Origin of the sequence: Pseudomonas sp. R15(2017) (genome assembly GCF_002112685.1) — a bacterium.
GTDB classification, from domain to species: Bacteria; Pseudomonadota; Gammaproteobacteria; order Pseudomonadales; family Pseudomonadaceae; genus Aquipseudomonas; species Aquipseudomonas glycinae.
In genome coordinates, this window is the sequence record NZ_NEII01000003.1 from 333694 (window position 1) to 348448 (window position 14755).

A 14755-nucleotide genomic window follows, 5' to 3' on the forward strand; every position below is an offset into this window, starting at 1 on the left:
CACGTCGATTCATATTGTTGAAAAAACCTGTACACGCCGCAGATTACTGTGCGGAAAAACGATAAAGCGCAGTAGAAGCAAAACTACCCGTCTGGTTACACTACGCCGCCGCGCTCGCGAGGAGCCGGCCCGATGATGACGGAGTGACCGCAGTGCCTGCCCGACCGCCCGAACGTTCGCGTCTGACTCAGCGCTTGTCAGCCTTGCGCCACTTCTTCGGCAAACGCTCCCACAGGGCTGCGGGCCAGTGCGCCGCCAGCGCGCAAACGATCCGCGACTACTTCCGGCAAAAGGCCCACAGCCAGGGCTACACCCTCAGCCACAGCCAGCAACGGGTCATCGACTGCATGGCAAAGCAGGCCGGTCTGTTGTTCGGCACGCCTGCGCAAACCCCGCGCAGCCTCTATCTGTACGGGGCAGTCGGACGCGGCAAGAGCTGGCTGCTGGACGGTTTCTTCCAGGCGTTGCCGATCGAGCAAAAGCGCCGTCTGCACTTCCATGGATTTTTCGCCCGGTTGCATCAGGGCATGTTCGAGCACCGCGACCGCGACGACGCGCTCGCTGTCACTCTTGACGCGCTGCTGATGGACTGTCGAGTGCTGTGTTTCGATGAATTCCACGTGCATGACATCGGCGATGCGATGCTCATCACCCGCTTGTTCAAGGCGCTGTTCAAGCGCGGAATCCTGTTGCTGGTGACCTCCAACTATCCGCCCGAAGGCTTGTTGCCCAACCCGCTCTACCACGCGCGGTTCAAACCGGTGATCGACCTGATCAATGCGCGCATGCAGGTCATGGAAGTCGGCGGGCCGCACGATTACCGCAGCCAGGCGCGCCGTCACGCGCATCAGGTGTTCACCCAGGGCCATTACGTCTGGCCGGCCACCCCGGCGCAGCGCCAGGCCTTGAACCTGCCGCCACTCGACGCCACACCGTTGCCTTTAGCGGTTGGCAGCCGGCATTTGCAGGCGCGTCTGTGCGAAGACCGGCGTGTCGGTTTCACTTTCAACGACCTCTGCGAACAGCCCACCGCCGTGATGGATTATCTGGAACTGTGCCGGCGTTTCGACCACTGGATCATCGATGACCTGCCGGAGCTGGGCGAATGTTCGATCGCCGCCCAGCAACGGTTCATCAACCTGATCGACGTGCTCTACGACCAGGACAAACACCTGACCCTGCTCGGCCAACTCCCGTTGCGTGAAAGCCTCGGCGGCCAGGCGATTGATCTGGCCCGCACCCGCAGCCGGCTCGGGCAATTGCGCGAAGTGCACGAGCCGGGCTGATTTGCCGTTATCATGCCGCCCATTTCCGGCGCTCGGGCGCCTTCCAGATAGCGACCCTTTTCATGCACACCCTTGCTCAACTGCGCGCCGGCGAACTGTCGGGCATCACCCGGCTCGATCTGGCTGAAGGCCTGACTGAATTTCCGCCGGAGATTTTCAACCTGGCCGATTCGCTGGAAGTGCTCAACCTCAGCGGCAATGCCCTGAGCAGCCTGCCGGACGACTTGCACCGTCTGACACGCCTGCGCGTGCTGTTCTGCTCGGACAATCAGTTCACCCAATTGCCGGCGTGCCTGGGCCAGTGTCAGGCGCTGACGATGATCGGTTTCAAGGCCAACCGGATCACTCAGGTGCCCGGCGCGGCGCTGCCGCCGCAGTTGCGCTGGCTGATCCTGACCGACAACGCCATCGAAAACCTGCCCACAGAACTGGGCGAGCGCCCGTTGTTGCAAAAACTCATGCTCGCCGGCAATCGTCTACGTACCCTGCCGCCGTCACTGAGCCAGTGCCATCGGCTGGAGCTGATCCGCATCGCCGCCAACCAGTTGACCGAGTTGCCGCAATGGCTGCTGACCCTGCCGAGCCTGACCTGGCTGGCCTACGCCGGCAATCCGCTGGAAACCGAAGCCGATGCGGCCGCCCTCGACAAAGCGCCACTGATCGACTGGTCGGCGCTGCAATTGGAGCAACGGCTCGGCGAAGGCGCTTCCGGGGTCATTTACCGAGCGCGGTGGCAGCCTGCGGATCAGTCGGCCATGCCTGTGGCGGTCAAGTTGTACAAGGGCGAGATGACCAGCGACGGCTCGCCGCTGCATGAAATGAACGCGTGCATCACCGCCGGGCTGCACCCGAACCTGATCCGCGTCGAAGGCCGCATCGCCCGGCATCCCGATGGCCAGCAAGGTCTGGTGATGCAGTTGATCGATCCGAGCTACCGCAACCTGGCCGGGCTGCCGAGTCTGGCGTCCTGCTCACGGGATGTGTATGCCGACGATTGCCGCTTCAGTGCCGAGGTTGCCTTGCGCATCGCCGGGGGCATCGCCTCGGTCGCCGGGCATCTGCACGGTCATGGCATCACCCATGGCGATCTCTACGGGCACAACATTCTGTTGAACGATCAGGGCGACTGTCTCCTGGGGGATTTTGGTGCGGCGTCATTCCATGCCACGGCGGATACACCTGAAACCCGCGCACTACAGCGTCTTGAAGTGCGGGCATTCGGGATTCTGCTGGGGGAACTGCTGGCGCGCATCGACTCGGGGTTGAGTGATGGACAGCGTCAGGTGCTGGAAGCCCTGGAACAGCGCTGCTGTCAGCCGGATGTGCTGGCGCGACCGGGGTTTGGCGAGATCAGCCAGGCGTTGCAACACGCCTGAAAAAAAATCGCAGCCCGAGGGCTGCGATTTTCTGGTGTGTCAGCCGGCCAGACCGACGAACATGTCTTGCACGTCGTCATGGTTGTCCAGGCCTTCGAGGAACGCCTCGACTTCAGCCATCTGCTCGTCGCTCAGACCGCTGACCGGGTTCTTCGGCTGGTAGCCCAGTTTGGCCGACAGCACGGTGAAGCCTTGTTCCGGCAGGGCTTTCTGCACGGCATCGAGGTCGGTCGGATCGGTCAGGAACAGGGTCGCTCCCTCTTCGCCAGCCTCGAAATCCTGGGCGCCGGCTTCGATCGCGGCCATTTCAGGATCGGCGTCCGGGGTGTCCGGCGACGCTTCGATCATGCCGACATGGTTGAAGTCCCAGGCAACCGAACCGGAAGCACCCAATTGGCCCTTGCGGAACGCCACGCGGATTTCCGCCACGGTACGGTTGATGTTATCGGTCACACACTCCACGATCAGCGGCACCTGGTGCGGTGCGAAGCCTTCGTAGGTGACGCGATGGTATTGCACGGTTTCGCCCAGCAGGCCAGCACCCTTTTTGATGGCGCGGTCCAGGGTTTCCTTGGGCATCGAGGCTTTCTTGGCCTGTTCGACCACCAGACGCAGGTGTGCGTTGGTCGCGGTATCGGCACCGTTACGCGCAGCAATGGTGATTTCCTTCACCAGTTTGCCGAAGATCTTGCCCTTGGCGTTGGCTGCCGCTTCTTTGTGTTTAACCTTCCACTGTGCGCCCATTACTCACTCTCTTGATCTGTGGCGCCGAGACATCTATTGGCCGACGCATGGCGCCAAGTTTATACGGCCTAAAGTCGGCAATCGACCAAAAATTCCGATGCGCATCGACATCTTCTACACGCCTTGTAGGGCGATTCTGAAAAACCGGTTTGCCACGTCCAATCAACGTCGCGTTTTCGTAACCTCTGTCGCCCGTATTGCCTGACAGAGCCCGCCCGAATGCTCAATGACAAGGAAAGTCCGTTTTCGCTGACCCTGGCCGAAGGCGGGATAAGCCTGCCGGTCCTGCGCTTCAGCGGTCATGAAGCGCTGAATCAGCCCTACCGGTTCGACATCGAGGTCATGGGCCTGGCGCCCGCCTGGTCACCCGGCGCTCTGCTGCACCAGGCAGCGTTTCTGCACCTGGATAACGATCACGGAATTCATGGTGTCATTCAAAGTGCCAGTTGCGAACACCGCGCCACACACCGGATCGCCTACCAACTGGTACTGATGCCGCGTCTGCAAGCGCTGGAGCAACGTCCCGTGCGCCGGGTCTTCACGCAATTGAGCGTACCGGCCATCCTTGAGCAACTGCTGTGCGAACATCACCTGCCCGGCGACAGCTACCGGATCGAGATGACCGTCGGCCACTATCCCCCGCGCCCGTTCTGTATTCAGTACGATGAGACCGATCTGAACTTCTTGCAGCGGCTTTGCGAAGAGGAAGGCATCCACTACCACTTCGAACATCAGCCGGACGGCCACGTGGTGGTGTTCGCCGATGACAGCCTGAGCCTGCCGCAACAACCGACGACCCTTCCTTTCAACACGCAGAACGATGGGCCCTGCACCGGCCTAAGCAGCCTGTTTCAACGCCATGAGGCGGTGCTGCCGCAGATGCCCGCAGGCGCGCGTGAGCGAGGGCAACTGATCGAAGGCCAGGAGGCCGCCAATCACACACTGAAAAATGCCGCCACAACTGGATTTCTGCCGGCGGCACAACGTCACGCCGTTCAGCGCAGTCGTCGTCTGCTGGAGCGCCAACGTTGCCGCGCACGTTCGATTCAGGGCCGCAGCGATTGTCTGCGACTGCTCAGCGGGCGTCTGTTGCACGTCATGGATCACCCGGTAAGCACCTTCAACGAACAGTGGCTGATCACAAGCTTGCGTCATCAGGGCCAGCAACCGTCGATTCTCGATCCATTGCCGACGGTCCGTCGCTACCACAACGATTTCACCGCGCTGCCCTGGTCGACCCCGTTTCGCCCACCACTGGAACAACCGCGCCCTAGCATTCCGGGCTATCACCCGGCGCAAGTGCTCGGCATCCCGGGACAAGCGGCGCAAGTGGACGATCAGGGGCGGATTGCCGTCCGGTTATGGCCCGACCAGCCTCAAGCCGACACCAGCGAAGGGCTGTGGTTGCCGGTGGTCATGCCCCATGCCGGCGGCCGCTTGCCTCGGGAAAATCTTCCCTGCGCCGGCAGCGAGGTCTGGGTGAGTTTTCTCGACAGCGATCCCGACCGACCGATCCTCTGCCTCGATGCTTGTCGGCTCCGCCAGGCACCGCCGACAGAAACCGAACCCGACGACGACCTCCTGCTCGACTGGCTGCTCAACCGTTCCGCCCCGCCAAGCTGACGCTCAAGCCTTGTCGGCCTTGCCCGCTGCCGCCGCGAATTTCGCCAGACGCACGTCAAGGTGCCGAGGCCGCCGACCGTGATCCTCGGCGCGTTCCTTGCGGCGAATGGCGTTGCGCACCATCAGCGAGCCGAGGTAGCGGATCGGCTCCGGCGGAAAGTATCCCAGCGGCCCGTTGACCAGCGGCGAACGCGTCCACGGGTTGTCGAGGCCCTGCACCAGCGAGGCGAGAATCTGCCCGCCCATGTGGCAGGGTCCGACGCCGCTGCCGGAATAACCGAAACCGTAGAACACGTTGCCGCTGTCACTCATCTGGCCGAAAAACGGCAGGCCGGTGACCGAGCGATCCGAAGGGCCGTTCCAGGTTGCGTCGACCTTCACATCGGCGAACGCCGGGAAGAAGTCGTCGAGGCTGCGCTTGAGCAGTCCGGTATAGGGCGAGGGCTGGTCGAACACCGGCAGCATCCGCCCGCCGTAAGCGAAGGTGTTGCCGCCCTTGCCGAGCATGATCCGGCCGTCCGGGGTGTTGTGGTAGTAGTGCACGAAAATCCGCGAGTCGAGCACGGTGACGCCGCTGGTCAAACCGATTTCCTGCAACAGATCCGGACGCGGTTCGGTGATCAGCATGTCGCTGGAGACAATCGCCACGCTGCGCTCGAACTGCGGGAAAGCGCGGGCCATCCACGCATTCATCGCCAGCACCACGCGGTCGGCGGTCACCCGGCCGTTCGCCGTGTGAAGGCGCGCCGGACGGCCCTCCTCCAGCCCGGTCATCGCCGTGCTTTCGTGAATTCGCACGCCCAACTGCAACGCCACCCGGCGCAAGCCACGCACCAATTTGCCCGGCTGCACACTGGCGGCGGCCGGCGAGAACCAGCCCTCCAGGTGTTTTGCCGAACCGGCCATGCGCTGTACATCGGCGACCGGCCGCTGGGTAAACGAGTTGATGCCATTGCGCTCCAGCGCCGCAATCACCGCGTCGGTGGAGCCGCATTGCGCGCGGTTGGTGGCGGTGTAAAGCGTGCCATCGAGGCGGTAATCGGCATCCACGCCGTACTACTCACAGAACTCGCCGATGGCGTGGATGCTGCGTTCCGACTCCTTGACCAGCCGCACCGCCTCTTCGACGCCGAACAGCCGCTCCAGGGTGAAATACTTCGCCGACCACGACAGCGCACAACCGCCGTTGCGCCCACTGGCGCCGGCGCCGCAAATGTCGGCTTCGATCAGCAACACATCGAGTTCGGGGTTCTGCTGCTTGAGCATGATCGCCGTCCACAACCCGGTGTAACCGCCGCCGACGATGCACACATCAGTGCGCACATCGCCTTGCAGCGGCGGGCAAGGTTCGGACGTATCGAGCTGCAAAGCCTGCTCCAGCCAAAACGGTCTCATGAACATTCTCCAGTCAGTCGGCCACGGCACAGCCTGCCGCGAGTGCCGCAGCAGGCCGCGAGGCAAGGGGTTTCAGTTACGCAGGGGTTTGACGGTCAGGGCGCGATTGGGCACGTAGGCGCGCGGTTCCATGACGCCGACCGGGCGACTGTTCCAGTGCGGAATCAGCACCAGCGCCGAGAACAGCGCGCAACCGGCGAACACGATGAACACGGTCACCGAGTCGAAGTAACCCGGCAGCAAACCACCGAGCACCGCACCGACCGAGCCGCAGCCGTTGACGAATCCCGCCGCCGTGGCGCCGGCCTTGGCCTTGCCGAAATCGATCGCCGCCGCGCCGCTGATCATCGAGTCCGGGCCGTACAGGGTCAGGCCCATTACGAACAACAATGCGACCACCAGCATCACGCTGCCGGTGTGCAAGGCGCCCATGAACAGCGCCAGCGTCACGGTCAATGCCAGCAGACTCAACACGCAGGCCGGCATGCGTCGGGCGCCGAACAGTTTGTCCGAGGCCAGGCCGATCATGATCGGACCCAGGAGACCGGCCAGTTCAAACGCCGTGGGGATGATCGCCGCGCCGACCTTGCCGACCGAGGGCATCTGTTCGAACACGATCACCGGGCCCCAGAGCAGAATCGCGTAACGCGCCGGTTTCAACAGGAAATACGCCAGACCCAGCACCAGCACCGTGCGGTTGCGCAGGATTTCCTTGAGCGGCTCCCACACGCTGAGTTTGCTGTTGGCTTCGGCTTCCTCGGCGCTGATGACCGGCTCCGGTTCCACCGCCGGCAGGCCGACATCTTCCGGTTTGTTGCGCTGAAAGATGAAGAACAACACCGCCACCGCCGCGACCACCGCCGCACTGGAAATGAACGCCGCGTGCCAGGTGCCGACCAGCGTGTACGCCCACCAACCGGCGAACGGCGAGGCCACCAATCCACCGAAGGCGTAGCAGGAACTCCACAACCCGAGCACTCGCCCGCGCTGTTCCGAAGGGAAAAAACTACCGAGGTTCTTGCACAACCCCGACCAACCGGTGGACTGCGCCAGCCCCTGAATCAGCATGCAAGTGGCGAAGATCGGCAAGGTGGCGAAGCTGCCCATCACCAGCGCTGCCGCAGCGGAAATCAGCAACCCGCCAAGCACCACGACCCGTGGGCCGAAGCGGTCGGCGAGCATGCCCCAGGTGAACTGGCCGATGGCGTAGGCCGCCAGGTAAATCGCGTCGAGGTTGGCCATGGCCATTTTGTCGAGGGTGAAGCTGGGGTCTTCGGCGATGCCCAGTTTGGCCACCGAAAAGGCTTTGCGGGTGAAATAGAACGCGGCGTAAGCGAGCCAGGTGACAGCGAAGATCTGCATGCGCCAACGCGCAAGGGTGCCGATGTGCTTGTTCATTGTGGTTCTGACCTCAGGGTGTGAGTGTGCCGGCAGAATCGATAAGTAAACGCCTGTGTTTTTTATTGTTGAGCACTGCGATATCACCCCGTCCCTTCGGTGATACCGGTCAGATGAGTCCTGGTGTTGCACGCACAGGCTCATGGCCAGCGTCGCTGCCCGACCGGGCAGTCAGCGTTGGCGTGAGCCGATCAAAGCAATTACTGTTTAATAAATAAAATCGATTTATCGTATTTCACACATAAGCTCAGCTTGTTACTGAAGTTCGCCTGTAAACGAGGAATCAGCCATGTCGGTTTCACACGCCCAGCTCAAAGCCTTTCACGCCGTGGCCGTGCACGGAAGCTTCACCAAGGCCGCCGAGCGGCTTTATCTGACGCAACCGGCGATTTCCGACCAGGTGCGCAAGCTGGAAGAACGCTTCGGCGTGTTGCTGTTCCATCGCAACAAACGCTCGGTGCGCCTGACCGATTTGGGCGAACGCTTGCTGGCAATCACCCAGCGTCTGTTCGTGGTCGAGGCCGAAGCCCAGGAGTTGCTGCAGGAATCCCAGGCCTTGCAGACCGGCAGCCTGATTCTGGCGGTGGATGCCCCGGTGCATGTGTTGCCGCAGATTGCCCGGTTTTGTGAGCGCTATCCGGGGATCAGCGTGAAGATCGAGACCGGTAACACCGATGAGTCGCTGTTTCGCCTGTTCAACTATCAGGCCGATCTGGCGTTGCTGGGGCGCGATGTCAGCGATGAACGCCTGTTGTGCGTGCCGCTGCGTAACGATCCAATGGTGGCGTTTGTCTCGCGCCATCATCCGTGGGCCGAGCGCGAGTCGATCTGTCTGGAAGATCTGGACGACACGCCGCTGGTGCTGCGCGAACACGGCTCGGTGACTCGCCAGACCCTGGAAGAAGAAATGGCCCGCGCCGGCTTCCGCATCCGCCCGGCGATCCAGGTCGAAGGCCGGGAAGCCGCGCGAGAGGCAGTGGTGGTGGGGATTGGCGTGGGGGTGGTGTCGGCGGCGGAGTTTGGTGCGGACTCAAGGGTTTGCGCGTTGCCGATCACCGATTGCACTCGGCGCTTGACCGAAACACTGGTATGCCTGCGCGAGCAGAGTTCGCGGAGGGTGGTGGCGACGTTTCTCGAGATGGTGCGCGAAAGCCTCGTCTAGATCGTTCCCACGTCGAGGCGTCGAACCGTCCGCGTGGGAATGCAGCCCGGGACGCTCCGCGTCCTATTCGAGAGCTGGAACGCGGAGCGTCCCTTGAGGCGTTCCCACGCAGAGCGTGGGAACGATCTGGTGGTGATCAGTTGGGGGCCAACCCGAAAAACGCCTGAATCAACCGCAACTCCCGCCGCCGCTCCACGCAGCCGATCATGTGCCGGTTCACCAGCCCTTCTCCCACGATGGGAACCGCAACGACACGGGGGTCATGACTGACCTCCACCGATGAAACCACGCCAACCCCCAACTCAGCCGCCACCGCCTCCGTCACCGCCTCGCGGCTATCCAGTTCCAGCAACACCCGTGGGCTGACCGACGCCTGCGCACAGGCCTGATCAAAGGTGCGCCGGGTAATCGAACTCGGCTCGCGCAACACCATGATCACCTGATCCAGCTCCTTGAGCCTGACCTCGCCACTGCGAGCCGCCCACGGATGCCCCGCCGGCACCAGCGCGCAAATCCGCGATTCACTCAGCGCTTGCAGATGCAGCCCTTTGCGCGGTTCGACTTCGGTCAGCACCGCCACGTCAGCATGCTCGGACAACAACGCCGCCAACGTTTCCTGGGCATTGCCCAATCGCAGATTCACGGTGATCCCCGGATAGCGCGCCCGCAGGCTGGCGAGCATCGGCATGACCAAGTGCGGGCCATCCGCCGCCACCTCAAGACGTCCGGTGAGCAATTGCCGATTGGCCTCAAGCAGCGCCTGAGCCTCTTCCGCCATGCCGAACATCGCCCGGGTGATCGCTGCCAGTTTGGTGCCCTCCTCGGTCAGCTCGACCCGGCGCGCCGTGCGTCGTAACAGGGTGATCTGGTAATGCTCTTCCAGCGCCTTGATGTGCCCGGTGACCGCCGGTTGGCTGATGAACAGGCGAGCGGCGGCACGGGTGAAGCTGCCTTCCCGGGCCACGGCGTCGAAGGCGCGGAGCTGGAACAGATTCATGAATAACCCTCACTGATGGCTGGCATAACAACAAACAATTTGATTGATGATCCGCCGAATTGCAACGTAGCCCCCGTAGCTTCATCCCACAGCGCTATCGCGAGGACACACGAATGAGTACTGCCGCACCCATCCTGCTCACTCCCGGCCCGTTGACCACCTCGGCCCGCACCCGCCAGGCGATGATGGTCGACTGGGGTTCATGGGATGACCGCTTCAACCAATTGACCGCCAGCCTGTGCGAACAACTGCTGGCGATTCTCAACGGCGCCGACAGCCACCACTGCGTACCGTTGCAGGGCAGCGGCACCTTTGCCGTCGAAGCCGCGATCGGCACCCTCGTCCCCCGCGACGGCAAGGTGCTGGTGCTGATCAACGGCGCCTACGGCAAGCGTCTGGCGAAAATCTGCGAAGTGCTCGGCCGCTCGTTCAGCACCTTCGAAACCGCTGAAGACGAACCGACCACCGCCGCCGACGTCGACCGGCTGCTGCGCGCCGACAGCGACATTACCCACGTCGCGCTGATCCACTGCGAAACCAGCACCGGCATCCTCAATCCGCTGCCGGAAATCGCCCAGGTTGTAGAGCAGCACGGCAAACGCTTGATCATTGATGCCATGAGCTCGTTCGGCGCGTTGCCGGTGGACGCGCAAAAAGTCCCGTTCGACGCGCTGATTGCCGCCTCCGGCAAATGCCTGGAAGGCGTACCGGGCATGGGCTTCGTGTTCGCCCGCAAGGAATCCCTGGCCGCAGCCGCCGGCAATTCGCATTCGCTGGCGATGGACCTGTTCGACCAACACAGCTACATGAAAAAAACCGGCCAGTGGCGCTTCACCCCGCCGACCCACGTGGTCGCGGCGCTGCACGAAGCGCTGCTGCAATACAACGAAGAAGGCGGCCTGCCGGCGCGACATGCGCGCTACGCCGCCAACTGCCAGGCGCTGATGGAAGAGATGGGCAAGCTCGGTTTGCGCAGTTTCCTGCCTGCTGCGATTCAGGCGCCGATCATCGCGACCTTCCACGCACCGAAAGATCCGCGTTACCAGTTCAAGGAGTTCTACGAACGGGTCAAGGCCAAGGGTTACATCCTCTACCCCGGCAAGCTGACCCAGGTCGAAACCTTCCGCGTCGGCTGCATCGGCCACGTCACCCCGGCGCAGATGCGCGAAGCCGTCGCGGCGGTGGGTGAAGTGCTGCGCGAGATGGAAGTGTTAGAGATTTAAACCACACCTCAAATCCCCTGTGGGAGCGGGCTTGCCCGCGATGAGGCCCTGGCAGTCGACATCAATGGTGAATGTCAGACCGCCATCGCGGGCAAGCCCGCTCCCACAGGGACAGCGAACTCCGAATTGCGTGTTATCACAGGAATTTTTGCCATGAACTACAACAACCCAACCCAGCTGCAAGCCGCCATCCTCGACTGGGCCGGCACCGTGGTCGATTTCGGTTCCTTCGCACCGACCCAGATCTTCGTCGAAGCCTTCGCCGAGTTCGATGTCCTGGTCTCCATCGAAGAGGCCCGTGGCCCGATGGGCATGGGCAAGTGGGATCACATCCGCACCCTGTGCAATCAGCCGCAGGTTGCCGAGCGCTATCGCAAGGCGTTCGGTCGCACCCCTACCGACGATGACGTGACCGCGATCTACAACCGCTTCATGCCGCTGCAGATCGAGAAAATCGCCGAGCACTCGGCGCTGATTCCCGGTGCGCTGGAGACCATCGCCAACCTGCGCCAGCAAGGGATCAAGATCGGTTCCTGCTCGGGCTATCCAAAGCAAGTGATGGACAAGGTCGTGGCACTGGCCGCCACCAATGGCTACGTCGCCGACCACGTCGTGGCCACCGACGAAGTGCCGAACGGTCGTCCATGGCCGGCGCAGGCGCTGGCCAACGTGATTGCGCTGGGCATCGACGATGTCGCCGCCTGCGTGAAGATCGACGACACCGTGCCGGGCATTCTTGAAGGCCGTAGTGCCGGGATGTGGACCGTGGCGCTGATTTGTTCCGGCAACGCGCTGGGTCTGGATTACGAGGGCTACCGCGCATTGGGCAGCGACGCGCTGGCCAGCGAACGCAAGCGCATTCACGCGCTGTTCGAAGGCTCACGCCCGCACTACATGATCGACACCATCAGCGATCTGCCGGAAGTGATCGCTGACATCAACCGGCGCCTGACCAAAGGGGAAATGCCGCAAAACAACTAACCTGACAAAAAAGGCCGCCAGCCGATAAAAGCAGGCGGCCTTTTATTTATAGATTACAAACTTTTGAAGAGACAACTTTCAACCCACAGTCATTACAACCGGATTACTCAGAAACCAAGTTACCCTGCGCATCAAAATTGAGCCCGTCCGGATACTTCACCGAACCATCTGCCAGTTGTTCGGTTCCGTCGGCCCAGACGATGCGTCCATCGGGATATTCGATTGTATTGTCTGGCCACACAATACGTCCGTCGGGGTGTTCAACCCTGCCGTCTATATGCTGAATGATCCCGTCCGGACGCGTCACTGCCGTCTGTTGCGCATTTACCAGACTTCCGTCGGCCAACAACGTGGAGCCATCTGGATGACGGCTGTTTCCAATCGCATTCAGCAAATTGATCAACGCCACAGGATCCACATTGATATTGAGCGTAGGCCACGGCATTGGCGGCCTGGCGACGGCGACTGGCTTGCTCGGCGCCACAGGAGGCTTGCTAGCTGGCGAAACAGGCCTGGCGGGAGAAGCAGGTTTTACCGGTGGCTTGACCGGAGGCACAGCTGGTTTGACTGGCGGTACGCCGGGTTTCACTGGAGGCTTTACCGGCTGCACAGGTGGCTTGACGGGCGGAACGGATGGCTTGACGGGCGGAACGGATGGCTTGCTCGCCGGCTTGGGGGGTTGCGTAACCGCAGGCCGCGGTTTTGGTCTGGGTACAGGCGCCTTAGCCATTGCTTTTTTGACAATACAGCCATGTTTATTATTAAGAAGAACATTAAAAGCCATTGCTGAATCCTTTTTCCAGTACAGCATCCTTGAACGACGCTATTGGTTTATTTATCGAGCCGAACTTTAACTATCGACTGCGCCCAACAATAACCACATGGCTTCACGCACTCAAACTTTCGCAAATACAAAATATAAACAATGCCTTGTTACAGCCACCCCGTCAGCGCAGGGATCATGTCACTGCAATGCCAATGATGTGCATCAATAAAAAACCGGATCGTGGAGGAAGAATGACCTTAATACGATTACAGTTAAGGCATGCCGTCACAGAACGGCACGCTTGAGCCCTGAACCGTGAGGAACGCCGTATGCCGTGGACAAATTCCGAATCCCGTTACAGCACCGTGTCGATCCTGTTGCACTGGTTGATGCTGGTGCTGTTGGTACTGGTGTACGCCAGCATGGAATTGCGTGGTCTGTTTCCCAAGGGCAGCGGCGGCCGCACGCTGATCCGCGAAGTGCATTACATGCTTGGGCTGACGGTATTCGTGCTGGTCTGGTTTCGCCTGTTCGCCCGCAGCCTGGGCCCGGCGCCGAAAATCTTCCCGGCCTCGCCACCGTGGCAAACCATCCTCGCACGCTTGATGCACTGGGCCTTGTACCTGTTCATGATCAGCATGCCGATCCTCGGCTGGCTGATCACCAGCGCCGAGGGCCATCAGGTGATGTTCTACGGTTTCGACCTGCCGTTGCTGGTGAGTGAAGACAAGGCCTTTGCCAAACAGGTTGAATATTGGCACGTACTGATCAGCACGATTGGCTACTGGCTGATCGGTCTGCATGCGCTGGCGGGGATCTATCACCATTACGTGGTGCGCGATAACACGTTGCTGCGGATGATGCCCAAGCGCAGCCAGGGTTAGCCGTCGAATCCGCGCCGGCCCTGCAAGCCGCCGGTGTGGACGAAGATCAAGCGTGAACCCCGGGCCAAGCGAGCCGCCTCGATCTGTTGCTTGAGCGCCAGCATGGCCTTGCCGGTGTACAGCGGCTCGAGGGGAATGCCGCTGGCCTGTTCGGTTTGCAAAATGAATTCAAGCAGCGCCGGATCGACCTTGGCGAAGCCGCCGCGGCTGGCGTCGATCAACTCATACCCTCCGGTTTCGCCGACAATCGCCTCGACATTGGCCGCGACGCCGTGATCGTCGGGCACGGCCATTGCGCCGTACACCGCATGTTGTCCGGCCTCGGCCAACACCAATCCCGCGAGCGTGGTGCCCGTGCCACAGGCCAGCCACCAACCGTGATAGTCGTCCCAGCCGAACTTGCCGAGTTGTTCACTGACTTGATCCTTCAGCGCCGCGCAACCCTGCGCACCCGGCAGACCACCGCCCCCTTCGGGCACCGGGTGCAGCGTCGGATATTGCTCTCGCCAAGGCTGCCAGAACCCCGGTTCGTGCCGCGCCCGATAACCGCCGTAACCGAGCCAGTGCAGTTGCATGCCGAAGTCGTGCAGATCCCTGACCGTCGGCGTGTCCTGCGGATGCCCGCGCAACAGCCCGACCGTCGTGAATCCCAGGCGCTTGCCCGCAGCCGCCAATGCATGCAGATGATTGGAATGCGCACCGCCCAGGCTGATGATGCCTTCGGCACCCGCGCGGTCGGCGGCTTTGAGGTGTTCTACAAGTTTGAACCACTTGTTGCCGCTGATCAGCGGATCAATCAAGTCCAGGCGCAGGATCGCGACTTCAATGCCGGCGGCGGTGAGCCAGTCCAGATGAAGCGGTTCGAGTGGGGCTTGAGGTAGCCAGTCGGTGGGAGGCAGAAACATGAAGGCCGGCTCTGT

Annotated in this window: 13 protein-coding genes and 1 pseudogene; 8 read left to right on the forward strand and 6 right to left on the reverse strand. The window is 61.8% G+C overall.

The features are described from left to right. The first annotated feature begins 152 nt into the window (after nucleotides 1-152). Nucleotides 153-1286 carry a cell division protein ZapE gene (zapE, locus tag CAF77_RS08455; RefSeq protein WP_064380782.1) on the forward strand — a complete coding sequence of 378 codons (1134 nt, stop codon included), beginning with the start codon at nucleotides 153-155 and terminating at the stop codon, nucleotides 1284-1286. Nucleotides 1287-1348: 62 nt separating this feature from the next. Further along, complete coding sequence (locus CAF77_RS08460; RefSeq protein ID WP_064380784.1) at nucleotides 1349-2662, forward strand: leucine-rich repeat-containing protein kinase family protein; 1314 nt, start codon at nucleotides 1349-1351, stop codon at nucleotides 2660-2662. A gap of 39 nt (nucleotides 2663-2701) precedes the next feature. Here CAF77_RS08460 and CAF77_RS08465 read toward each other — a convergent pair whose 3' ends face one another. Further along, on the reverse strand, nucleotides 2702-3406 hold the full coding sequence (locus tag CAF77_RS08465; RefSeq protein WP_011335021.1) for a YebC/PmpR family DNA-binding transcriptional regulator: 705 nt from the start codon (nucleotides 3404-3406) through the stop codon (nucleotides 2702-2704). Between the two features lie 219 nt (nucleotides 3407-3625). Between CAF77_RS08465 and CAF77_RS08470 the strand changes: the two genes are divergently transcribed. Beyond that, nucleotides 3626-5029, forward strand: a complete 1404-nt coding sequence (locus CAF77_RS08470) for a type VI secretion system Vgr family protein (RefSeq protein ID WP_064380786.1) — start codon at nucleotides 3626-3628, stop codon at nucleotides 5027-5029. 3 nt (nucleotides 5030-5032) lie between these two features. On the opposite strand, the pseudogene CAF77_RS08475 reads toward CAF77_RS08470, so the two are convergent. Together CAF77_RS08475 and CAF77_RS08480 are read right to left on the reverse strand one after the other, a co-directional pair. After that, nucleotides 5033-6430 (reverse strand): annotated as a pseudogene (locus CAF77_RS08475) (FAD-dependent oxidoreductase). Nucleotides 6431-6496: 66 nt separating this feature from the next. Then, complete coding sequence (locus CAF77_RS08480) at nucleotides 6497-7822, reverse strand: MFS transporter (RefSeq protein ID WP_064380788.1); 1326 nt, start codon at nucleotides 7820-7822, stop codon at nucleotides 6497-6499. Between the two features lie 289 nt (nucleotides 7823-8111). Here CAF77_RS08480 and CAF77_RS08485 point away from each other — a divergent pair, with 289 nt between their 5' ends. Beyond that, the gene (locus CAF77_RS08485; protein ID WP_064380790.1) at nucleotides 8112-8984 is read left to right on the forward strand and encodes a LysR family transcriptional regulator; all 873 of its coding nucleotides are present in this window, start codon (nucleotides 8112-8114) and stop codon (nucleotides 8982-8984) included. Between the two features lie 136 nt (nucleotides 8985-9120). On the opposite strand, the gene CAF77_RS08490 is transcribed toward CAF77_RS08485, so the two are convergent. Further along, on the reverse strand, nucleotides 9121-9981 hold the full coding sequence (locus tag CAF77_RS08490; RefSeq protein ID WP_064380791.1) for a LysR substrate-binding domain-containing protein: 861 nt from the start codon (nucleotides 9979-9981) through the stop codon (nucleotides 9121-9123). A 113-nt stretch (nucleotides 9982-10094) separates the two neighbouring features. On the opposite strand from CAF77_RS08490, the gene CAF77_RS08495 reads away from it, so the two are divergent. Beyond that, nucleotides 10095-11204, forward strand: a complete 1110-nt coding sequence (locus CAF77_RS08495) for a 2-aminoethylphosphonate--pyruvate transaminase (RefSeq protein ID WP_064380792.1) — start codon at nucleotides 10095-10097, stop codon at nucleotides 11202-11204. Nucleotides 11205-11357: 153 nt separating this feature from the next. Continuing rightward, the gene (gene phnX, locus CAF77_RS08500) at nucleotides 11358-12185 is read left to right on the forward strand and encodes a phosphonoacetaldehyde hydrolase (RefSeq protein ID WP_064380793.1); all 828 of its coding nucleotides are present in this window, start codon (nucleotides 11358-11360) and stop codon (nucleotides 12183-12185) included. Between the two features lie 103 nt (nucleotides 12186-12288). Here phnX and CAF77_RS08505 read toward each other — a convergent pair whose 3' ends face one another. Continuing rightward, nucleotides 12289-12594 carry a hypothetical protein gene (locus CAF77_RS08505; protein ID WP_139831574.1) on the reverse strand — a complete coding sequence of 102 codons (306 nt, stop codon included), beginning with the start codon at nucleotides 12592-12594 and terminating at the stop codon, nucleotides 12289-12291. A gap of 16 nt (nucleotides 12595-12610) precedes the next feature. On the opposite strand from CAF77_RS08505, the gene CAF77_RS28890 reads away from it, so the two are divergent. Then, nucleotides 12611-13039, forward strand: a complete 429-nt coding sequence (locus CAF77_RS28890; protein WP_139831575.1) for a hypothetical protein — start codon at nucleotides 12611-12613, stop codon at nucleotides 13037-13039. Between the two features lie 241 nt (nucleotides 13040-13280). After that, nucleotides 13281-13835, forward strand: coding sequence for a cytochrome b (locus CAF77_RS08510; protein ID WP_064380796.1), 555 nt, complete (start codon nucleotides 13281-13283; stop codon nucleotides 13833-13835). Here CAF77_RS08510 and CAF77_RS08515 read toward each other — a convergent pair. Next, nucleotides 13832-14740 (reverse strand): 1-aminocyclopropane-1-carboxylate deaminase/D-cysteine desulfhydrase, encoded by a 909-nt coding sequence (locus tag CAF77_RS08515; protein ID WP_064380798.1) that lies wholly within the window; start codon nucleotides 14738-14740, stop codon nucleotides 13832-13834. The two genes, CAF77_RS08510 and CAF77_RS08515, sit on opposite strands and share 4 nt — an antisense overlap. Between the last annotated feature and the right edge of the window lie 15 nt (nucleotides 14741-14755).

Coding starts and splice junctions, on each gene's coding strand:
- CAF77_RS08460 (WP_064380784.1), top strand. CDS start 1,349: ATGCACACCCTTGCTCAACTGCGCGCCGGCGAACTGTCGGGCATCACC.
- CAF77_RS08465 (WP_011335021.1), bottom strand. CDS start 3,406: ATGGGCGCACAGTGGAAGGTTAAACACAAAGAAGCGGCAGCCAACGCC.
- CAF77_RS08470 (WP_064380786.1), top strand. CDS start 3,626: ATGCTCAATGACAAGGAAAGTCCGTTTTCGCTGACCCTGGCCGAAGGC.
- CAF77_RS08480 (WP_064380788.1), bottom strand. CDS start 7,822: ATGAACAAGCACATCGGCACCCTTGCGCGTTGGCGCATGCAGATCTTC.
- CAF77_RS08485 (WP_064380790.1), top strand. CDS start 8,112: ATGTCGGTTTCACACGCCCAGCTCAAAGCCTTTCACGCCGTGGCCGTG.
- CAF77_RS08490 (WP_064380791.1), bottom strand. CDS start 9,981: ATGAATCTGTTCCAGCTCCGCGCCTTCGACGCCGTGGCCCGGGAAGGC.
- CAF77_RS08495 (WP_064380792.1), top strand. CDS start 10,095: ATGAGTACTGCCGCACCCATCCTGCTCACTCCCGGCCCGTTGACCACC.
- phnX (WP_064380793.1), top strand. CDS start 11,358: ATGAACTACAACAACCCAACCCAGCTGCAAGCCGCCATCCTCGACTGG.
- CAF77_RS08510 (WP_064380796.1), top strand. CDS start 13,281: ATGCCGTGGACAAATTCCGAATCCCGTTACAGCACCGTGTCGATCCTG.
- CAF77_RS08515 (WP_064380798.1), bottom strand. CDS start 14,740: ATGTTTCTGCCTCCCACCGACTGGCTACCTCAAGCCCCACTCGAACCG.